The 21,201-nt window shown below is 57.1% G+C and carries 13 protein-coding genes; 7 read left to right on the top strand and 6 right to left on the bottom strand.

The window, feature by feature from the left end:
* The first annotated feature begins 23 nt into the window (after positions 1–23).
* From FKG94_RS16815 to FKG94_RS16800, 4 genes are all read left to right on the top strand, one after another.
* Positions 24–1,643 carry an alpha-amylase family glycosyl hydrolase gene (locus FKG94_RS16815; RefSeq protein ID WP_142905486.1) on the top strand — a complete coding sequence of 540 codons (1,620 nt, stop codon included), beginning with the start codon at positions 24–26 and terminating at the stop codon, positions 1,641–1,643.
* Between the two features lie 79 nt (positions 1,644–1,722).
* Positions 1,723–2,766 (top strand): LacI family DNA-binding transcriptional regulator, encoded by a 1,044-nt coding sequence (locus FKG94_RS16810; RefSeq protein WP_142905485.1) that lies wholly within the window; start codon positions 1,723–1,725, stop codon positions 2,764–2,766.
* Positions 2,767–3,137: 371 nt separating this feature from the next.
* Positions 3,138–5,696 (top strand): TonB-dependent receptor, encoded by a 2,559-nt coding sequence (locus tag FKG94_RS16805; protein ID WP_142905484.1) that lies wholly within the window; start codon positions 3,138–3,140, stop codon positions 5,694–5,696.
* Between the two features lie 21 nt (positions 5,697–5,717).
* Positions 5,718–7,283 carry a sodium:solute symporter gene (locus FKG94_RS16800; RefSeq protein WP_142905483.1) on the top strand — a complete coding sequence of 522 codons (1,566 nt, stop codon included), beginning with the start codon at positions 5,718–5,720 and terminating at the stop codon, positions 7,281–7,283.
* A 43-nt stretch (positions 7,284–7,326) separates the two neighbouring features.
* On the opposite strand, the gene FKG94_RS16795 is transcribed toward FKG94_RS16800, so the two are convergent.
* The 4 genes from FKG94_RS16795 to FKG94_RS16780 all read right to left on the bottom strand — a co-directional run bounded on the left by FKG94_RS16795 (position 7,327) and on the right by FKG94_RS16780 (position 12,647).
* Entirely contained in the window at positions 7,327–9,558 is a 2,232-nt protein-coding gene (locus FKG94_RS16795) for a putative bifunctional diguanylate cyclase/phosphodiesterase (protein ID WP_142905482.1), read from the bottom strand.
* A gap of 55 nt (positions 9,559–9,613) precedes the next feature.
* Complete coding sequence (locus tag FKG94_RS16790; RefSeq protein ID WP_142905481.1) at positions 9,614–10,660, bottom strand: M14 family zinc carboxypeptidase; 1,047 nt, start codon at positions 10,658–10,660, stop codon at positions 9,614–9,616.
* Positions 10,661–10,735: 75 nt separating this feature from the next.
* Positions 10,736–11,527, bottom strand: a complete 792-nt coding sequence (locus tag FKG94_RS16785; RefSeq protein WP_142905480.1) for a UDP-2,3-diacylglucosamine diphosphatase — start codon at positions 11,525–11,527, stop codon at positions 10,736–10,738.
* Between the two features lie 154 nt (positions 11,528–11,681).
* Positions 11,682–12,647, bottom strand: a complete 966-nt coding sequence (locus tag FKG94_RS16780) for a D-2-hydroxyacid dehydrogenase (protein ID WP_142905479.1) — start codon at positions 12,645–12,647, stop codon at positions 11,682–11,684.
* A 428-nt stretch (positions 12,648–13,075) separates the two neighbouring features.
* On the opposite strand from FKG94_RS16780, the gene FKG94_RS16775 reads away from it, so the two are divergent.
* Positions 13,076–13,522 carry a GNAT family N-acetyltransferase gene (locus FKG94_RS16775; protein WP_142905478.1) on the top strand — a complete coding sequence of 149 codons (447 nt, stop codon included), beginning with the start codon at positions 13,076–13,078 and terminating at the stop codon, positions 13,520–13,522.
* A gap of 117 nt (positions 13,523–13,639) precedes the next feature.
* On the opposite strand, the gene FKG94_RS16770 is transcribed toward FKG94_RS16775, so the two are convergent.
* Both FKG94_RS16770 and FKG94_RS16765 read right to left on the bottom strand, forming a co-directional pair.
* Positions 13,640–15,106, bottom strand: coding sequence for a serine hydrolase domain-containing protein (locus tag FKG94_RS16770; RefSeq protein ID WP_179957685.1), 1,467 nt, complete (start codon positions 15,104–15,106; stop codon positions 13,640–13,642).
* A gap of 258 nt (positions 15,107–15,364) precedes the next feature.
* The gene (locus FKG94_RS16765; RefSeq protein ID WP_142905476.1) at positions 15,365–16,294 is read right to left on the bottom strand and encodes a LysR family transcriptional regulator; all 930 of its coding nucleotides are present in this window, start codon (positions 16,292–16,294) and stop codon (positions 15,365–15,367) included.
* Positions 16,295–16,442: 148 nt separating this feature from the next.
* Here FKG94_RS16765 and FKG94_RS16760 point away from each other — a divergent pair, with 148 nt between their 5' ends.
* Together FKG94_RS16760 and FKG94_RS16755 are read left to right on the top strand one after the other, a co-directional pair.
* Positions 16,443–17,189 (top strand): SDR family oxidoreductase, encoded by a 747-nt coding sequence (locus tag FKG94_RS16760; RefSeq protein ID WP_142905475.1) that lies wholly within the window; start codon positions 16,443–16,445, stop codon positions 17,187–17,189.
* A 525-nt stretch (positions 17,190–17,714) separates the two neighbouring features.
* On the top strand, positions 17,715–20,786 hold the full coding sequence (locus FKG94_RS16755; RefSeq protein ID WP_142905474.1) for an ExeM/NucH family extracellular endonuclease: 3,072 nt from the start codon (positions 17,715–17,717) through the stop codon (positions 20,784–20,786).
* The last annotated feature ends 415 nt before the right edge of the window (positions 20,787–21,201 follow it).

Raw genomic sequence — 21,201 nt, 5'->3', positions numbered from 1 at the left:
CATCCACGGAATGCCGACAGCCGATGAACGACGCAGCCAACTGGTGGAAAGGCGGGGTGATTTACCAAATCTACCCGCGCAGCTTTATGGATTCCAACAACGACGGCATCGGCGACCTGCCGGGGATTACCGAAAAGCTGGACTATGTCGCCGAACTCGGTGTCGATGCCATCTGGATATCGCCGTTTTTCACCTCACCGATGAGGGACTTCGGTTACGATATCGCCGATTACCGCAATATTGAGCCGATGTTCGGTCGCCTGCAGGACTTCGAGGTGCTGTTGCGCAAAGCCCACGGCCTGGGACTCAAAGTCATTATCGACCAGGTGCTCAGCCACTCCTCGGATCGCCACCCCTGGTTTCAGGAAAGTCGCCAGAGTCGCACCAATGCGCGCGCCGACTGGTACGTGTGGGCGGACCCGAAAGCCGACGGCACGCCGCCCAACAACTGGTTGTCGATCTTCGGTGGCAGCGCCTGGAGCTGGGACTCGCGCCGGCGGCAGTACTATCTGCATAACTTCCTCGACAGCCAGCCGGATCTCAACTTTCACAACCCGGCGGTGCGCCGCGCCCAACTCGACAATATGGAATTCTGGCTGCAGCTTGGCGTCGACGGCTTTCGCCTGGATGTGGTCAATTTTTATTTTCACAGTCGCGGGTTACAGGACAACCCGCCATTCCCTGAGGGCGCAACGCGCACCTTGTCGGTGGCGCGCGATAACCCCTACGCTTACCAGCGTCATGTGTTCGATATCAATCAACCGGAAAACATCGCTTTCCTGTGCGAGTTGCGCGCCCTGCTGGAGCGCTACCCCGGTAGTACCAGTGTCGGGGAAATCAGCGCCGACGACGCCCCGGCGGTCATGGCGCGGTACACCGCCGGTGGCGACAAGCTGCATATGGCCTACACCTTCGATCTGTTGAGCGACACAAATGATGCCGATTATGTCCGCCGCGTGGTGCGCCAGCTCGAGGATCAGATCGGCGACGGCTGGGCCTGCTGGGCGCTGGGCAACCACGACGTGAAACGCTTTCCGAGCCGCTGGGGGAAGCACGAAGACGCACAGGCCTATGTGCCTGTCGCCCTGGCCATGCTGTTGTCGCTGCGCGGCAGCGTCAGTCTCTACCAGGGTGAGGAGTTGGGGTTGCCGGAGGCGGAAGTACCCTATGAGCGCATCCGCGACCCCTATGGCCTGACGTTCTGGCCCGCTTACAAGGGGCGCGACGGCTGCCGCACGCCGATGGTGTGGGAGAGCAGCGGCGGCGGCTTTTCGGCGGTGGAACCCTGGCTGCCGATCGATCGGCAGCAACTGGCCCTGGCGGTGGATCGCCAGGAGCGCGACCTTGACAGCACGCTGCAGGTGGTGCGCCGGCTGCTGCGTTGGCGCAAGCGACAGCCGGCGTTGATTGGCGGCGATATCGCGCTGCTGGAAGACACCGGCGACATGCTGTGCTGGTTGCGCCGCTGCCCCGCGCAGCAGTTGCTGGTGGCTTTGAACATGACCGGCGACACACTGCGGGCGCCGCTGCCGGTAAAGATTGAGAACCTGCTGGAGGGGCACGGTTTCAACGGGCGCATAGAGCGACAGCAGATTGTACTGGAACCCTATCAGGCGCTGTTTGCGGAGCTGGCGGCGGACTAACCGGGCGGGGCCGGCGCTCGCCACGTTTACCCGACCTTTTACCTCAACCCCGACTTGCAATGACGGGAGGCGCAAAGCGATGAGAACCAAATCGCGCAATCTCACCCTCAAAGATATGGCCGAGCATCTGTGCGTGTCCACGGCTACAGTCTCCAACGCCTTCAACTGCCCGAGCCAGCTTTCCAAGGAGCTGCGAGAACATATTCTGGCCGAATGCCGCGCGCTCGGTTACCTGGGCCCCAATGCCGCCGCCCGCAGTTTGCGCACCGGGCGCACGGGCATTATCGGTGTCACACTGTCCAATTATCTGAGCTACACTTTTACCGATCCGGTGGCCAACCAGTTTCTGCAGGGGCTGGCGGAAGTCTTCGAAAGTCGCGAATACAGCTTGCTGGTGATGCCCTCGCGGGACCCTATGAAAGAAGCAAAAGGTTACGAGTCCTTTGTCGACGGTTTTATCGTCTACGGCCCGCCGCAGCGGCAGACGCTGGAGCGGCTGATCCATCAGCACAAGTCCATTATCACCGTCGATTTTGACATCGACGGTTATGTCTCGGTCAATATCGATAACTATAACAGCGCCAGAGAGTGCGCGGTCCACGCGCTGAAAAATACCGTTGGCGACGTCGCCATTCTAGGGCTGCGTATTGTCGATTCCAATTATGTCTGCCGCATCCAGCAGCGTGAATTGCTGCGCGCGGACAGTACCATTACCATCCAGCGCCTGCGCGGATTTCTCGATGCCATCGAGGGTGCGGGTATGACGATGGCCGCCGAGAGAATCTGGCATGTGCCCGACAATACCCATGCGCTGGGCTACCAGGCGGCGCGCGAGGCGTTGATGTGCTCGCCGCGGCCGCAATTGCTGCTTTGTATGAGCGATCGTATCGCACTGGCGGCCATGCAGGCGGCGCGCCATCTCGATCTCAAGGTGCCTGAGGATGTGCGTATTACCGGCTTTGACGACATCCCTGAATCCTGCACCCACCACCCTTCACTGACTACGGTGCATCAACAGAGTGTCGGCAAAGGCACAATCGCCGCGGAAATTTTCCTCGGCCAGCGCGAGGAGGAGAGTGTGGTTGTGCCGACTGAACTTGTGGTGCGGGAGAGCTGCCCTTAATAAAACGAAATTGGCCGTCGAAAACTGACGGAAACTTTGGGTCCTACCGCTATCCTGTGTCCAGCAGGAGCCTGGGTTTTTGTCGAAAAAAACAAAGGCTATTAGATAAATTTAATAAAAAGATTTTTGCAAATTTCCGGAACATATAAAAATCAAAAACTGAAAAAATTAAGTTTAAGTTAAGTCGTTTTGGCTATTGCCTTGCGCCGGCGATTTTGGGTAACGTAAGGTCCCCAACTTAATCGTTATAGAACGAAAAGAATAATTGAGAACAGTCTTAAGAAACTCCGAAGATATTGCGTTATAAAAAAGTGGTCGCAAAAAAAGCAGCCATAACAGAAAAAGCAATCTACACAGAGAGGATTGAGAAGATGAGACGGAAACTGCCAGCCAAGAAACTGTTGAGCCTGGGCGTGGGCGTCGCGCTCACCACCCCCTTATGCACCCTGGCCCAGGAGCGCGAGCCCTACGATGCCCTGGCCCTGGAAGAGGTGATTGTGACCGGTGTCGGTGGCGGCAACCCCTTGACCAAGCTCGAATCGAGTGTTGCGATTACCACGAAAAGTGCGGCGGATATCGATCAGAAAGCGCCGCTTAATCTGGTGGACCTGATCAGTGTGGTGCCGGGTTTTTGGGCAGAGAGTTCCGGTGGCGAGTCGGGGGCCGGCAATGTCTTTATCCGCGGGCTGCCGCAAGACGGCGGTTTTATTTTCATGCAGCAGTTGGAAGACGGCCTGCCGGTGTTGAACGAGCCCAGCGTGAACTTTTTGCCGGTTGACGGCTTTGCCAAAGTCGACGCTACCGTGTCGCGTTTTGAAGCGGTGCGCGGCGGCAGTGCCGCCGTATTCGCCACCGGGGCGCCCGGTGGCATGATCAACCTGGTGACGCAGGAGCCGAGTGATACGCCCGAATCGCAAATAAAAGTCCAACTGGGTGACTACAATCACATTCGCACCGATTTCGTTCACACCGGCCCTTTGAGTGACGAGTGGAATATGCTGGTGGGGGGCTTTTATCGCCAGGACGACGGCGTGCGGGAGCCGGGCTTCACCGCCAACAAGGGCTACCAGTTTCGCGTCCGGGCAGCGCGCGATATCGACAGCGGGCGGCTGTGGTTTGATGTCAAAAAAATAGACGACAGCGGTATCTTTTACCTGCCGATCGGGGTCAGCAATCCGAACCCTACCGGCGGCGCCTTCAGCGACGAACCCAACTCTATTCCCGGTACCGATGCGAGCGAGTTTACCGCCACCAGCGCCGACTTCCAGCGCGTGCTGCTGCGCCATCCCAATGGTGTCAACGATCGCTCGCCGGATATGGCTGACGGTATCGGTGCCGATACCACCCAGTTTACGGCGGCGATCGAACTGGAGTTGGCCGACGGTTGGCTGCTCGACGGCAAGGCGCGTTACACCTCCGGTGACTTCTCGTTTATCTCCGGCATCTCCATCGGCCAGCCCACCTCGGCGCGGGAACTGGTGGACGACCTGGTGGCCCGGGCCCAGGCGCTGGGGGCGAGCGCCGACCCCCGCTACAACGGCAGCAATGGTATCGACCTGAGCCAGGCGGCAGATGCGGTCATCCGCTACACCAACAGCGGCGAGGCGTTCGACATTGCCAATCAAAATGGCAACGGGCTGGTGTACGAGACGGGCTTTTGGGACGTGCGCTGGGATGTGGAGAACGTCGTCACCGATTGGCGGCTGTCGAAAAGTTTCGACAGCCACGATATCACCTTCGGTTTTTACTTCGGCAGTATGGAAACCACCAATCTGAAAGACTGGGCCAATGTCTTGCACGACCTCAAAGACGGCACCGAACTGGTGGATATTACCTTCGTCGACGCCAGTGGCGCGGCGCTGCTCGATGCCGAGGGCAATCCCGTGCAGCGCACCGAAAACGGTGTCTGGCGTTACGGCGTCAACTATGAGCAAAGCACCGATGAAATGACAACACTGGCGCTTTATGTCTACGACGAGTGGCAGGTAAACGACGTGTTTCGACTGGATTTCGGTTTTCGCTGGGACCAGAACGATTACAAGGGCAGCTTCGGTGTCTCGCCCGGCTCGCAGGACTTCGACGGCAATGCCATCGATTCCCTGTTCCTGGCCCGGGACGGGGTGACTGTGGCTATTCCCGACCGCTTCGACGACTACGACCGCTCGCTGCGGGAGATTTCCTACACGGTGGGTGCCAACTGGACGCTGACCGACGACCAGGCACTGTTCGGGCGCTTTAGTGTCGGTTACGATTTTCCGAAAGCGGTGGACACCATTCGGGTGGTGGTGCCGGCGACCGGAAAACTGGTCGAAGCCTCGAAGGTGACGCAACTCGAAGTGGGCTATAAATTATCGCTGGAAGACTGGTCTGTTTTTGCATCGGCCTTTTCCAGTGAGGTGGAGGACCAGATCTTTAACGACAATGTGGTCTTGTCCGACGGTACCCAAACGCAGCTCAATCTGCTTTACGGCACCGAGACCTTCGGCGTGGAAGCGGAAGTCGTCTGGAATCCCACCGACAACGTCCAGGTGTCGGCCACGGCGACCTATCAAGAGCCGGAGTACGAGGACTTCGGTACCTTGACGGGCAATCAGGTGCGACGCATACCGGAGACAATTTTCAGTATCACCCCGACTTACCGCTTCGGCGACGACAGCGGCTATGTCTACTTTACCTATTTTAATGGCGGCGATCGCTTTGCCGATTTTGCCAATAACCTGGAGCTGCCCGGTTACGAGACTATCGATGCCGGGGTATCTTACAATCTGAGCGAAAACTTTAGCGTGCGATTGCAGGGGTTTAATCTGACCGATGAAGTTGGCTTGACGGAGGGTAATCCCCGCGGTAACGGCACCGAGTTTGGTAATTTGTTTACTGCCCGGCCGATCCTGGGGCGTCATTACCGGGCCAGTGTCACTTGGGATTTCTAGCGATTACTAAGCACCTATCCCATGGCTGCCAATATCAGCAGTGTCGATCTCTGGATTATCGGCGCCTACTTTCTGGTCGTGCTGGCGATCGGGATTGGGGTCGGTTTAAAAACCAGAACCGATGATGACCTGTTTCTCGGCGGGCGCTCACTGACCTGGGCGTTTATCGGGTTTTCCCTGTTCGCCTCCAATATTTCCAGCACCACCCTGATCGGCCTGTCGGGTTCCGCCTACAGCACCGGTATTGCCGTTTCCAATTATGAGTGGATGGCCGGGGTGCCGCTGATTTTAATGGCGGCCGTTTTTGTGCCCCTGTACCTGAAAGCCCGGATTACCACGGTGCCGGAGTTTCTTGAGCTGCGTTTCGACCGTCGCTCGCGCACCGTGTTTTCGCTGATTACCATTTTTATCAGCATTGTGGTGGATACCGCCGGCGGGCTCTACGCCGGCGCCATCGTGTTGAAAGTTTTTTTCCCCGAACTCGTCTTGTGGCAAACCACGCTGGCGCTGGCGGTGTTTGCCGGTTTTTACACCGCTGTGGGGGGGTTGAAAGCGGTGGTCTACACCGACACGCTGCAGGCCGTTATCCTGATTGTCGGGTGCAGCATCCTGACTTATCTATTGTTTCGGGAAATGGGTTTTTCCTGGGCTGTCCTGCAGGCGTCGGTGCCGCCGGGGCATCTCTCGGTGATCAAACCACTCGACGATCCCACCCTGCCGTGGCTCGGTACCCTGATCGGTGTGCCGGTGTTGGGCTTCTGGTATTGGGTGACCAATCAATATATCGTCCAGCGGGTGCTGGCGGCGAAGAATGTCAGCCACGCCCGTTGGGGAGTGATGCTGGGCGGTTTTATGAAAATAATTCCGCTGTTTATCATGGTGCTGCCGGGCGCCATGGCGATCAGTGTGCTGCCCGGCATTGCCGCGCGGGATATGGTGTTCCCGACTCTGGTGATCGAACTGCTGCCGGTCGGTGCTGTGGGGATTGTATTGGCAGGGCTGATCTCGGCGATTATGTCGAGCGTGGACTCCACCCTCAACTCCGCCTCCACCTTAATAGTCGTGGATTTTTTGAAGCCGCGACTGGGCAATGCCACGCCAAAACAGATTGCCGGATACGGTCGTATCGCAACCTTTGCGCTGATGGCCGTGGCTGCCGTCTGGGCGCCTATGATCGGCAACTTCGGCGGCCTGTGGAACTACCTTCAGCAGGTTTTTGCCATTGTGGTGCCCCCTATAGCGGCGATTTTCCTGTTCGGGGTTTTTTACCCCAAAGGCAATGGAACCGGCGCCCTGGTTACGCTGTTGCTGGGAACAGCGTTGGGGATGGTGGTTTTTATTCTCGCCAGGCTGGAGATCTGGACGATTCACTTCTCTATCAATGTAGGTCTTATGTTTGCTGTGAGCTGCGTTATTTTTGTTATCGCCAGCCGCTGGGGAGGCAGGGCCACAGCGGAACAATTACAGGGCCTGGTATACCATCCGGCGCTGTTGCAACCGGCAACACCGGAAGCTTATCGGGACTACCGTTATCTGGCGGCCGGGCTGTTAGTCGCAATGTTTGGCGTATTGGTGATTTTCTGGTGAGGGCAGACCTATCCCCAGTATTTTTAGTCAAGATCGGTCGCTGTCAGGCATTGGCCTGTTGATTGCCGCGCTCGGCGTATTGCCCGCATTTGCGCAATACCTTGTCCTGCTTGACTTGCCTCAGTGCCTTGTCCCGTTGTATAAGGCCCGCCACTTCCTTGGCCGCCAGAGGTTTACTGAAATAAAAGCCCTGGGCAAAGTCACAGTTCAACCCCTGCAGGAATTTCAGTTGGCTTTTGGTTTCAAGGCCTTCGGCCACCACCTGCAGATCGATACTGTGGGCGAGCTGGATAATGGCTCGCACTATGGCCTCATCGTTTTCATCGTGACCGATATCGGCGACAAAAGAACGATCCACCTTCAGTATGTCCAGAGGCAGGCGCTTCAGGTAGCTGAGGGATGAATAACCGGTGCCGAAATCGTCCACTGATATTTTTACGCCGGCCTGCCGCAGCTCGGCCAGTTCCTCCGATGTGACTTCCGGCTCTTCCATGATCGCCGTCTCTGTCAACTCCACTTCGATAGAAGCGCCCGGTACCTGGTTTTGATCGAGTTGATGGATAAAGCGACTGGCGAAGCCGGGTGTCCGCAGCTGCGCGGCAGATACATTGACGGCAATGGAAAATTTGGCGCCGATCAGGCCCTGCCGATACCACTGGTTGACCTGGTTGATCGTTTCTTTGAAACACCAATCGCCGAGGGTGTCTATCAGGCCGTAATTCTCGGCGATAGGCACAAATATTGAGGGCGGAATAAAACCGTGCTGCGGATGTTGCCACCGCAATAGCGCCTCGACGCCGATCAGTTCAAAACTTTTGAGATCAAATTTCGGTTGATAGACCAGTTGCAGGCGATTGTTTTCAATCGCCAGGCGCAGGTCGTTGCCGGTTTCGATTTGCCTGTTGATCCGCAACTGTATTTCATCGTCAAAGAAACGATAGCAGTTGCGCCCGTCGGCTTTGGCCGTGTACATGGCCATATCGGCGGATTTGGTCAGGGTGGAGGCATCCGTCCCGTTTTTCGGATAGCTGGCGATACCGATACTGCCGCCGATCTGTATCCGCTGACCCTGGATGCGATAGGGGCGGGTCAGGCAGGCGAGTATCTTTTGGGCTACATGCAGGTTTTCGGCGTCGTCTTTGGGGCGGGGTATCAGCACTGCAAATTCATCGCCGCCCATGCGGCAGACGACATCGGTCTCACGCAGGCAGTTCTTTATGCGCTTTGCCGATTCGATCAGGATATTGTCACCGGCGTCGTGACCGAGGCGGTCATTGACGTCTTTGAACCGGTCGAGGTCGATCAGCAGCACCGTGACCCGGTGTTGTTTGCGCGTCGCGTTGGAGATGGCGTTGCTCAACAACTCCCAGTAGTTGGTGCGATTGGCCACACCCGTAAGCTGGTCGTACTTGGCCAGGCTGACCAGTTGGTACTCCGTCAGTTTGCGCTCGCTGATGTCCTGGAAGGAAATAACGCCGCCGACGGGGTTGTTGCCTTCGAAAACGGTGGCCTGGGTGTACTGCACCGGAAACGGGGTGGTCCGGTTGCGCCAGAACACTTCGTCGAACTCCTGGTTGCATTGACCCTCTTTGAAGATGCGGCAGAAGCTGGAGCGCTGCCAGTCGGCATCCGACAGCTTGGGGGCGATATACTGCTTCACCGGCGAGCCGATAATGTTTTGTTTGGTCTCCGTCAGCAGGACGCTGGCCGCGGTATTGGCGTAGGTGATTATATTATCCTGATCGACACCGAGAATGCCATCGGCGGTATTGTCGAGCAGACTATCGGTATTTAAGCGGTCACTTTTTTGCTGGTCACTTTTTTGCTGGTCACTTTTTTGCTGGTCAATGCTACCTTGCCGGTGTTGCTCCAGCTCTTTTCTGCTGCGGTAGACATTGACGATGGACTCCACCTTGCGGACCAGCAGCGTTGAGTCGAAGGGCTTGACCAGATAGTCGATGGCGCCGGCGCTGTAACCCTCTTCAATGGCTGCCTGGTCGTGCTGGGAGGCGGTCAGGAAAATAACCGGAATAATCCGATGGGCCTCGCGGGCGCGGATGCGCCGCAGGCATTCGAAGCCGTCCATCTCCGGCATCTTTACATCCATGATAATAAGCGCGTAGTCGTTCTTGTCGACCTTCTGCAACGCCGCTGCCGCCGAGGTGGCGCGGTCTACGACCAGTGGCAGGTCGTCGAGCAGATATTCGATCAGCAGGCAATTCTCTTCGATATCGTCAACTGCAAGGATTCTAGGATACTGAAGAGTATCACTCATGTCTTTCGTCCGTTTTTTTATTTATCGCGCGTCTTACTAGTATATACAGATATCGTCAAACTGCCCGGCTGTTGCCGCTGTCCGATGTGTACCAGTGTCGGTTGGCTGCGCGCCGCCAGCGGCTGCGTTGTCGAGCGTCGGGCAGCCAGTTATTGCGCGACAGTGCCGCGTGCCAGAGAAATTCCAGCAGCACCGTGTGGCGGCGCAGCACCCGCTGCACCCGGTGGGGTTTGACCGGATGGAAGATGCCGGCAAATTCTTTCAACTGCAAGGGGTTTTTTTTCACCCAGCGCCACGAGCCCATTTCCAACGTCAACGGCAACAGCAGGCGCTGTTGGGTTTGGGCTTTCAAATACAAATAGTCCCAGAGGTCGCCGTGGCACAGATAGTGGTGGGACTGGGGTTCGAACAGATAATCGTGATGCGGGTGGCTGCGCCGCAGCAGGCGCTCCAACGCATAGTACTCCGGCAGGTGCGGCACCGGCTTGCGACTGCCCGCGAGGGGGAACCAGAGGCGGTCGGCGGCGCCGAAGCCGGAGTGCACATCCAGCGCCAGCAGCAGCGGCGTATCCTGCCAGAGTCGCTCCACCAGATCACACAGCGCCTGGGATTCCGCCTCCATCGGCGCGTCCCGCCGGCCGCGGTACCAGGGTAATATCGGACTGAGGTATTGACCGCCGAGCGGCCAGCGTGTCGCCTCCTCGGCATCCACTGGGGCATTGCGCATCAGGTCCACGCCGTTGCCGTTGCTGCGAGTCTGGCGTATGACGCCCACCGGGTTGAGCACCGGTACGAAAACCAGCCGCACCTTTTGCAGCGCTGCGGCCAGGCCCTCGTCCCAGTGCAGCCGGCGCAGCAGGGATTCCAGGTAAGCCAGCACCACCTGGGCGCCGATACGCTCCACGCCGTGGACGCCGCCGACCAGTAATACTGTCGGGAGTCCCGGTGAGTCGCCGCCGATAGACACCGCTTCCACCGGCAGCGCGCGCGAGCCGTCCGTCACTTGAGCCAGGCACTGGGAGCGCAGGCCGGGAATATCCAGGCGCAACAGCCGGCGCAACTGGCGCAGTTCCTGCGGGAGCCACACAACACGTTTATTCATTTAGAGCCAGGAAATTATCCGCCCGGCTGTCGCCGAGCGATTATTATTTTGGTAGCCGCGCCTCAGTGTATCTTATCAGGCGGCGGCGGCCAGCGGCGGCTGTGTTTTCAAGGTGGAGGGCTGCTCGATCCAGTGGAGGATCTGCAGATCGCCGGTGTCGCTTTCCACCAGCGCGGTACAGCTCTCCGTCCAGTCGCCGTCGTTGCAGTATAGCACCCCGTCGATGGTGCGGATCTCGGCTTTGTGGATATGGCCGCAGACCACGCCGTCGAAGCCGCCCCTGGCCGCCAGCGCGGCAGCGGCGCGTTCAAAGATATCGATGCTTTTGCGGGCCTGGGCCAGATGTGTTTTCAGATATGTGGCCAGCGACCAGTAGTTGAAACCCAGCAGACGCCGCCCGCGCGCCACCCAGCGGTTCATAAACGCCATCAGGTTATAAGCGTGGTCGCCGATCAGGCGAATGAAATTGTGGTAGACAACGACATGGTCCAGTTCATCGCCGTGGATAATCAGCAGGCGGCGGCCGTCCACAGTTTCGTGGTTGAATTGTCGATGTACTTCGATGTTCAACAAGTTGGAGCCGACGAAATCCCGCAGTTCGGCGTCGTGGTTGCCGGGCACATAGATCACCTGCGTCCCCGCGTCTGCCAGGCGACGAATTTCGCACAAGACTTGATAGTGGTCGCCGCTGAAGTGCACTCGCCGTCGCATTGCCAGCAGGTCCACAATATCCCCGACCAGGTAGAGGCGTTCACAGTCCAGGCGGCGGAGGAAGTCGATCAGGTAGGCGGCTTTACAATCTTTATTGCCGAGATGAATGTCCGACAGCCAGGCTGTGCGGCAGCGGACTGTGTGGGTCGGATTCACAGTGCACCCTCGATTGCTAACTTGGGGCTACCGTAACCACCATGTATGTCGGCTATATGAAACCTTGATGTCAGTTGCGTGACAATAGATGCCAAAATCAGTTTTTGCCGGCAGGTACCTGTCAAATTGGGCGCGCCTGCGCGATCCACTCCAATCAGGGCAGGACGAGGTTGCGTGGTGTACCTTGTTTGAACGCTTCTATATTGTTTGCCAGTTCCCCCACCAGGCGCTGGCGCGCCGGTTGGCTGCCCCAGGCACAGTGCGGCGTCAGCAACAGGTTGGGAATGTCACCGGCGAGCATTGGGTGATCGGCGGGAGGCGGCTCCACGCTGATACTGTCGAGTGCGGCGCCTGCCAGTGCTCTGCGCTTTAGCGCCGCCGCCAGGGCCGACTCATCGATCAGTCCGCCGCGTGCCGTATTGATCAGAAAGGCACCGGGCCGCATTTGCGCAAGCGTTTCGGCATTGATCAGTTGTGCAGTGGTCTCGGTCAGCGGACAGTGCAGGCTGACGACATCGGCATCGGCGAGTACCTGTGCAAAGGGGAGGCGTCCGGGCACGGGAACTTCGGCGCCGGGTCGAGCGCTGACAAGCACCCTCATACCCAGCGCCCGCGCCAGCTTTGCTACGGCTTGCCCGATAGCGCCATAGCCGACTATGCCCAGGGCCTTGTCCGCCAATTCGACAATGGGGTAGTCGAGCAGGCAGAAGAAAGGGCTGCGGCACCAGTCGCCCCGTTCGACCGCGGCCGCATAGCGTGGCAGTTGAGTTGCCAGCGACAACATCAGGGTCAGCGTATGTTGTGCCACCGAGCCGACGCCGTAGCCGGCAACATTGGTGACGCAGATGCCCTGCCGGTGGGCGGCGGCGACATCGATATTATTCGTGCCGGTGGCGGCGACGCACACCAGCTTGAGTCGGGGTGCCTGTACCAGCAGGGCGGCATCGAGTACTACCTTATTGGTGACAACAACATCGGCGTCGCTGATACGCCCGGCGACTTGTGCCGCTGCCGTCACCGGATAGCGCTGCCAACTGGGCAGGGTCCCCAGTAGTGGCGTCAAATCGAGGTCGTCCGGTCCGAGGCTGTCGCAATCGAGAATAACGCCGCGTAGGGCCATGTTTACTTCACCTGCCGGTTGTTGGTCGGTGGTTACACTTTATGGATAAATTGTTTAAAAGCAAGTTTTGAAAAAGATAGTAGACTTTGTCTGGCAACCACCCTGGCTATCGTGTTAGCGGCATACTGTTTGCCTGTGCCATCAGTAAAAAATCGTTTCCAAGGGAGGTGGAACGGTTCGATCTGGATTCTCCGACCTCTCAGTTCGAGTAAATCTGGGCGATAAGTTCACTGCCCTCGCTTATATTAAGCTTGAGGGTTGCCATCTATTGTGCTTGCCTTATACTGACTTCCTGTTTGCTTTCCTGCAGTGAGCCGGAAATCCCGGCTTCCTTGCCCTCTTATACTGAAATACGACGCATGCGCATTGCGGTAGAGTGGACACGGGTATTGTCAGCCTGTCAGGTCTGCCCTGGTTGCGGAGAACAGATGAAGACTGAAGTAACGTTTCGACCTTATTCACCTGATTGGAAAGAGTGTTGCCTTTCGGTTTTTGACGAAAACTGCCCCAAATTTTTTGCTCCGGGCGAACGATTGGATTACGAACAGTTTCTCGATCAGGAGCCGCCAGGATATGAGCTTTGCCTATCTGATGGTCGTGTTGCCGGGGCATTCGGATTGCTTGTCAGCGATGCAGGTAGCTGCAGGTTAAATTGGATTCTACTGTCGCCGACGGCGCAGGGAATGGGGATTGGTTCACTCCTTATGAGACGAGCTATGGAGTCCGCCCGCGCAGATGGTTTGGCTTGTATTAGTATTGCAGCGAGTCACTTGTCCCGAGGCTTTTTCTCAAAGCATGGTGCGGTGGCTATTGGCGAAATTAAAGATGGTTGGGGGCCGGGTATGCATCGGGTTGATATGGAGCTAAAACCTTAAACAGAGTCGATGTGAAGTCCGCACGGTTTTAAGTTGCGTATGGTAGGCCGGACCGACAGCAGGTGGGACAAGTCTTATCTGCCACGACCTGCTGAAGAAGGTGCCGGCCACCGCAAGTCACTGCTTTAGAAACTTCGTCTCGCTGTTGCCTTGGCTCAAATGGAAGCCGGTGACTTTTTTATCTTCAAGTAGGAATTTCATGGTTGTATTTAGTTCGACAACGCTTAAGCTTGTCTCTGAATGGGCTGCCAAGTTTAGAGGGTTTTGTTCACCAATAGCCAGGGTCAGCTTTTCTTTCTGTAATGTCAACGTTGCGCTCAGCCCTGATTCGGTTTTATAGGTGCCGGCGTAGGATTTTAGTTTTTCCAAAGGGATATTGAAGGCCGTCGGTTCAATGTTGTAGCCGGGCCAGTCGTATTCCTTTGCTATTGCATTCTCTATTTCCTTTATAATCGAGGCGCCTTCATTTGAATTGATCATTACAACGAACCCTTGTCCTGTTTCTTTAAACATTGTCATGCGGGCGACAAAACCTTCATCCCATCCATCATGGCCAAATTTTGCGGAATTTTTATCGCCGGACAGGAAAAAGCCGATACCAATGTCTTGAGAAACAACCGGCGATAACATTTCTTTAACCGCTTTATCGCTCAGTAAACTTTTGTGGTTCCCTCTTAGTGTTTTTTGTATCTCAATCCCGACAAGCGCCAGATCGCTGGGTGTTGTCCACAGCCCTGCGGCGGCCATTTCAGGGTAGATATGCCATTTTCCCTCAACTTTTCTGCCTTTCCATGGGTGTGCCGTAGCCGCTCTTTTTTTCCAGTTGCCGGAGAGAGGCTGCTGAAATGTACTGTTTTTCAAGTCTAACGGCTCGAAAACAGTTTTTCTCATTATTTCCGGGAAGGGCATTTGCAACCTATCCATGACTGCCAGTTGAGCGATGGTGGTGCCTCCCCCCGAGTAGCGTGTATTGATGCCGGGTATAATGTTTACTTCTACCCGATCGGTATTTGCCGGTGCCGAGCCATTCAAAATATCGACTAAGCTGGGAATTGCCTCACTTGTCGTGTACCCCGGGAAGCCGTGGACGGTTGTTCCTGCTGAGTGGCTAAGCAAGTGCCTCAAGGTAACGACGGGACTCCAGCTTCCGTTGCTGGGAACTTTCCAACTCGTAAGGATGTTGTTTATGTTTTCATCCAATTCAAACCTGCCGCTCTCAAAAAGCTTCATTACACCGACGGCGAATATCGGTTTGCTGATAGAACCAGCTTGAAATAGCGTAGTATCTGTTACGGGGGTTGACTTGCCCTTTTCTTTTACCCCAAAACCTCTTGCCCATTCTAATTTGAAGTCTTCCACAACGGCGATGCTGACGCCCGGGGTGTTGTAGTGTTTCATTCTCTCGTTTAAAGGCTTGTATTGAGGCTCTCCTTCAAAAGAGGTTTGCACAATAAGGTTACTTGTTATTCGTTGAATCGCTTGTTCAACTGCCAATTCTTTTGAGCTGGCCAAACAATATTCTGCGAGCAGTATGAGGCAAGAAAATATTTTTAAAAATAGAATGGTGTATTGTTTTAACTTCAACTTGGTGTCTCCATCGTAGTGAGGTGTGAAATTGGCGCTGTCGGTGGTGCTCCTCTTGATTTCGCCGCAGCGGGGGTTATACATTTTACGTAGTGTGTGATACTCATAAAGGGTTGGCGCTCCGGCGGTGGTACACCCGTGGTGTCCTGTAGCCTGATTCAGTCATACCAATCTCTGTCCTGGAGCCGCTATCCAGTAGCAAGGTTATAAACAAGGGCTTGCCTTCCATCGGGGGTTTAGGCAAACACAGCATCCACCTTATACCTCAAACGCCAGCCCCGGCAAGTCCCGGTCCCAACTCGGCGTGCCGCTGAACCTCTCCGCCAGAAAGTCGATAAACGCCCTGACGCGCAGGGACAAATGCCGTGTCGGTGGATAGATCGCATAAGCGTTTACGCCCCGCCACCGGTATTCGGTCAACAGCGGCACCAGGGCGCCGCTGCGGATGGACTCATGCACGATAAACGTGGGTAACATAGTGATGCCGTGACCGGCGACGGCGGCGCAGCGAATAAAATCGCCGTTGTTGGCGAGAATTTTTGCCGGCACTGCAGCCGTGCCCTGGGTGCCGTCGCCGTGGCGGTAGTGCCAGGAACTGTCCGGCAGGTTGCTGTAGTGGATAACCCGGTGCCCGCGCAGCTCATCCGGGTGTTGCGGCCTGCCCCGGGTCTTTAGATAGTTGGGGCTTGCGCAGACCACATGGTGAATCGCTGCCAGGCGGCGGGCGATCATCGACGAATTTTCCAAACTGCCGATGCGCAGCGATACGTCGAAGCCCTCGTGCACCAGATCAATCAGCCGGTCATTGAAATCCAGGTCGAACTCGATCGCCGGGTGCCTGGCAATAAACTCGTTGATGGCCTGGGTCAGGTGATAGACACCAAACGTCAACGGGGCGGCGATGCGCAACCGACCCTTGAGGGCGGAAGTCTGGCTGGCAATAGACGACTCCAGTTCGGCGACATCGTTGAGAATGCGCAGGCACTGCTGATAGTAAGCCCGGCCGGTATCCGTCAGGGTCTGCCGGCGGGTGGTGCGGGTCAGCAGTTGCACGCCCAGGTGGTTTTCGAGTTCGGCGATGCGCCGGCTGACGGCCGACTTTGCCAGGTTGAGGCGCTCGGCGGCGGCGCTGAGACTGCCGGCTTCCACCACCGCCACATAAACTTCCATGGCATCAAAACGATTCATCAGTTAATCCTATTCTGGTTGTTCTAATAATTAGATTAATAAATTGAAAATATCACTGTTTATTCTCATTGTGTCAACCAATAATATGCTGGCCAAGGTGGTTGGCGGGAGACCCCGTCACCGTTAAACAATCCTGGAGATCGCAATTATGAAACGCTTTGAAAACCAAACATTGTTAGTCACCGGCGGTACCAGCGGTATTGGCCTGGCCACCGTGCACCGACTTGTCGAGGAAGGCGCCAATGTCATAGTTACCGGCACCAATCCCGAGCGCCTCGCAGAGGTCGAGCGCAGTATCGAGGGCGCCGCGGCGATTAGCAATGATGCCGGCTTGCCAGAGGCTGCAGTGGAACTGGCTCGAGAAGTCGAGAAGCGGGCGGGCAGCTTAGACGGTGCTTTCCTCAATGCCGGGTTCGGCAGAATGCAACCGCTGGGTGAATACACCGCTGAGGAGTTTGACGCCCAATACCATGTCAATGTGCGCGGGCCCTTACTGCAGGTGCAGGCATTGACGCCATTGCTGAAGGCTGATGCCGCGGTGGTATTAAACACCTCGGTGGCGCGCCACAGTGCGCCCCAGAATATGGCCATTTACTCCTCTACCAAAGGCGCGGTGCGCACCCTGACCCGATCCCTGGCGCGAGAGTTGGCGCCGCGGGGCGTACGGGTAAATGCTGTCAGTCCGGGCCCCATTGGCACCAACTTTTTCGATCGGACCGGGCTCGACCAGGCCACTATCGCGGAGTTTGGCAAAGCCATTGAGGCCCAGGTGCCTTTGGGTCGTTTTGGTCGCCCGGAAGAAGTGGCTGCTGTCGCTGCGTTTTTGTTGTCCAGTGATGCATCTTATGTCACCGGTGCGGAGTTTGTGGTCGATGGGGGGATGACGCAGTTTTAGTTTTTTGTCGCTCTTTTATTTCTTAAAAAGTAGGGGCCACTGATCGGCCCCACCTAGCCCGGTGAGGGTTGTGGTATCTGCGCGTTGATGTGAGCACTCAACCAGCCGCTTCCGTGAGGGTGTGAGCACGGTGACAGTCTGGTTCAATATACCCAGCAGGCGTGTTATCGGTTGGGCGGTGTCGCGCATTTTCGCAGCGATCGCGCTGGCGATAGTAGTTTGTCCATTCCAACCCCAAGTACAGCCACCCCGCTTGCGCCGCCGGCAGGCGCGTTATATAAAAGACACCGGTGCAACGCACCGAGCCGGGCAGACGGAAGCCCGCAAATCATTCCGCGCCATTTCGGCTGGCGCCGGATACCGCTGCAATTCGGGCAGGGCCGCCGGCAGCACGCCCCGAGTGTGAGTAACCGGCGCAACTGTAACCGCACCGTCACCGAAATCACATTTTTCGTTCATACCGATCGAGTAGAGTCCCGGGGTTTAACTCAGCAAAGCCACAATCTAAATATAGGGACTATCCAAATGAAGCGTCTGCTATCGTCCGTTGCCGCGGTCGTCGCCGTATTGCCGGCGGCTGCCTGGTCGGCCACCGATTTGTTTTTCTCTGAATATATAGAGGGGTCGAGCAATAACAAAGCGCTGGAAATTTTCAACGACACCGGCGCCACAATCGACCTCGGCGGCTATGAAATACAAATGTATTTCAACGGCAATGCCAATCCCGGTCTGACCATCCCCCTGGTTGGTAACGTCGCCGACGGCGAGGTGCATGTGGTCGCCCAGAGTAATGCCGGCCCGGAAATACTGGCCGAAGCCGATCAGACCAACGGCGCCGGCTGGTTTAACGGCGACGATGCGGTGGTGCTGCTGTTCGGCGGCGCGGTGATAGACGCCATCGGCCAGGTCGGTTTTGATCCCGGCTCCCAGTGGGGCAGCGGCGACGCCAGCACCCAAAACAACACCCTGCGCCGGGCGGCCTCGGTGGACGGCGGCGATACCGATCCCAACGATCCCTTTGAGCCGGCTCTGGAATGGGATGGTTTTCCGCAAGACACCTTTGACGATTTGGGCCGCGCCGGCGATGGCCCGCCACCCGGCGGCGATGTGCTGATTAACGAAGTCGATGCCGATACGCCGGACAGGGATATGTTGGAATTTGTGGAGCTGTTTGACGGCGGCGCCGGCAATACCAGCCTCGACGGCCTGGTATTGGTGTTTTTCAACGGCAACGGCGACGCCAGTTATCGAACCCTCGATCTCAGCGGTCGTCAGACCGACAGCAACGGCTACTTCGTCGCGGGCAACAGTGCGGTGGCCAGCGTCGATCTGGTTTTCCCCAATGACGGTTTGCAAAACGGTGCCGACGCGGTGGCGCTGTACCGGGCCGCGGCCGCCGACTTTCCCAATGGCACGCCGGTGACCACCGCCGGCCTGGTGGACGCGCTGGTCTACGACACCAATGATGCCGACGACAGCGATTTGCTGGTCCTGCTCAACCCCGGGCAGGCGCAGGTCAACGAGGCTGGAGCCGGTAACGTCACCAGCCATTCCAACCAGCGCTGTGAGAACGGCAGCGGCGGACCGCGCAACACCGACACCTATATCCAGGAACTGGCAACCCCCGGTGCGCCCAACCGGTGCAGTCCGGTGGTGATCGGGCAGTGCGGTGATCCGGCCACTGCCATCCATGCTATTCAAGGCGCGGGTGCGGTCAGTCCCCTGGTTGGCAGCAGCCAGATTATCGAGGGGGTGGTGGTTGGTGACTTCCAGGGAGAGGATGCACTTGAGGGCTTTTTCGTGCAGGAGGAACAGGCGGACCAGGACGGCGACCCGCAGACCTCCGAGGGCATTTTTGTGTTCGACGGCAGCGGTGCGGTCGCCGTCAATGTGGGTGATATTGTGCGCGTGGGTGGCTCGGTCAGGGAATTTTTCGGTATGACGCGGCTCGATAACCTGTCCGGCGTTACCGTGTGCGGCAGCGGTGCGAGTTTCGAGGCAGCTGTGGTAGCATTGCCGCAAACTGTTCCCGGTGAACTTGAGCGCTTCGAAGGTATGGCGGTGACCACGTCGCAAACGCTGGTGATCTCCGAAAACTTCAACCTCGGGAGTTTCGGTTCAGTGTTGCTGTCCGCCGACAGCCGGTTGCTGCAGCCGACCCAGGTGGCGACGCCCGGCGCCGATGCCCTGGCGGTGCTGGCGGCCAACAATCTCAACCGCCTGTTTCTGGACGACGGCAGCACCGCGGGAAATCCGGCGACTATTCCCTACCCGGCGCCGAGACTGACCGCGGACAATACCCTGCGCGTCGGCGACAGTGTAGCGCCGCTGACCGGCGTGCTGAATTTCAGTTTCGGCGAGTACCGGTTGCAGCCTACCGAGACGCCGGTGTTTATTCCCACCAACCCGCGCACGGCGGCGCCGGAGTTGGTTGGGCAGGGAGATGTGCGGGTCGCCTCGCTCAATGTGCTCAACTACTTTAACGGTGATGGTCAAGGCGGCGGTTTTCCGACTTCGCGCGGTGCCGATTCACTGTTGGAGTTTGAACGCCAGCGGGCCAAGACCATCAGTGCCATTCTGGCGCTGGATGCGGATATTATCGGCCTGGTGGAAATCGAGAACGACGGTTACGGCAGCGATAGCGCGATTCAGGACCTGGTCAATGGTCTCAATGCCGCGGGTGCCGACTACGCCCTGGTCGACCCCGGTGTTAACGTCATTGGTACCGATCAGATTGCCGTCGGTTTTATCTACCGCCCGCAGGTGGTCGAACTGGTGAATGCCGCCGCCATTCTCGACGCTTCGGTGGACCCGGATTTTATCGACACCCGCAACCGGCCGGTGCTGGCGCAGACGTTTCGCAGTTTTGCCAGCCAGGGTGTGTTCACTGTTGCGGTGACACACTTGAAGTCCAAGGGAACCCCTTGTGACAATATCGGTGATCCCGATATCGGCGACGGCCAGGGCAACTGTAACCTGACCCGTACCTCGGCAGCCGGGGCACTGGCCCGGTGGGTGGCGACCGATCCCACCAACAGCAACGACAGCGACTTTCTGATTATCGGGGATATCAATGCCTACGCTAAGGAAGACCCGATTCAGGCGTTAGCGGCGGCCGGTTATGCTGACCTGGTGGCGCAGTTTGTGGGGCCCGCGGCTCACTCTTTTGTATTCCGAGGCCAGTCGGGCTATCTCGATTATGCGCTTGCCAACCCGGCTATGGGCGGCCAGGTGGTGGACCTTACCGAGTGGTTGATCAATGCCGATGAGCCACGCGCGCTCGATTACAACCTGGAGGACAAGTCGCCGCTACAGGCGGTGGATCTATACAGTGCCGGGCCTTATCGGGCGTCGGACCACGATCCGATTGTGCTGTTGCTCGACCTCAGCCATAGGGCGGGCGATATCAATGGTGACGGCCGTCTTTCCATCAGGGACCTGCGCATCCTGGTCTCCCGTTTGCACAAGGCGGCCGACGGTGACAACGACCCGAGTGATGTGAACCGGGACGGTGTTATCGATCGAAAGGATTTGCGCCGTTGGCTGCGGTTGTATATCAAGTCTAAGAAGAGGCGCTGGTGGTACCCTTACCATTAAGGGGCTAGAGAGCCTTTTCGATAGTCGCGGGGTAGTGGTTTCACTGCCCCGCCGGCGCATGACTTTCGAAGGGGTCGTAGTGCATGGGAATTGATCAGCTAACGAGACCTGGTATCAAACCTCTCGGCAGGCAAGACCGCACTGGCTAGAATGTAAGCACTACGACCCCTTTCCTCGGACCCCTTTCCTCACCCCTTTCCTCTATCTCCCTGTTGTGGATACCCCTGGAGATTGTGTATTCAACTCTACTGGAGGTCTAAAACACACCCATATTTTAGACCTGTCAGGTTGGTATTTGACCTGTAAAAAAGTACAACCCTCAATAATATTACAGAAAATAACCAGTTCTGGAGTTTGGATTGAAACATAAGCATTTGATTTATATAGAAAACTGGCTAAAAAAGGCTACACGTAA

The sequence above is a fragment of the Exilibacterium tricleocarpae genome (assembly GCF_007004655.1).
GTDB lineage: Bacteria > Pseudomonadota > Gammaproteobacteria > Pseudomonadales > Cellvibrionaceae > Exilibacterium > Exilibacterium tricleocarpae.
Note: the sequence above shows the minus strand (reverse complement) of the source record. Positions and strands in the feature narration are given on the sequence as shown.

Bases quoted from the DNA above. Each gene is read 5' to 3' on its own strand.
- FKG94_RS16815 (WP_142905486.1), top strand. From the start codon at position 24: ATGAACGACGCAGCCAACTGGTGGAAAGGCGGGGTGATTTACCAAATC.
- FKG94_RS16810 (WP_142905485.1), top strand. From the start codon at position 1,723: ATGAGAACCAAATCGCGCAATCTCACCCTCAAAGATATGGCCGAGCAT.
- FKG94_RS16805 (WP_142905484.1), top strand. From the start codon at position 3,138: ATGAGACGGAAACTGCCAGCCAAGAAACTGTTGAGCCTGGGCGTGGGC.
- FKG94_RS16800 (WP_142905483.1), top strand. From the start codon at position 5,718: ATGGCTGCCAATATCAGCAGTGTCGATCTCTGGATTATCGGCGCCTAC.
- FKG94_RS16795 (WP_142905482.1), bottom strand. From the start codon at position 9,558: ATGAGTGATACTCTTCAGTATCCTAGAATCCTTGCAGTTGACGATATC.
- FKG94_RS16790 (WP_142905481.1), bottom strand. From the start codon at position 10,660: ATGAATAAACGTGTTGTGTGGCTCCCGCAGGAACTGCGCCAGTTGCGC.
- FKG94_RS16780 (WP_142905479.1), bottom strand. From the start codon at position 12,647: ATGGCCCTACGCGGCGTTATTCTCGATTGCGACAGCCTCGGACCGGAC.
- FKG94_RS16775 (WP_142905478.1), top strand. From the start codon at position 13,076: ATGAAGACTGAAGTAACGTTTCGACCTTATTCACCTGATTGGAAAGAG.
- FKG94_RS16765 (WP_142905476.1), bottom strand. From the start codon at position 16,294: ATGAATCGTTTTGATGCCATGGAAGTTTATGTGGCGGTGGTGGAAGCC.
- FKG94_RS16760 (WP_142905475.1), top strand. From the start codon at position 16,443: ATGAAACGCTTTGAAAACCAAACATTGTTAGTCACCGGCGGTACCAGC.
- FKG94_RS16755 (WP_142905474.1), top strand. From the start codon at position 17,715: ATGAAGCGTCTGCTATCGTCCGTTGCCGCGGTCGTCGCCGTATTGCCG.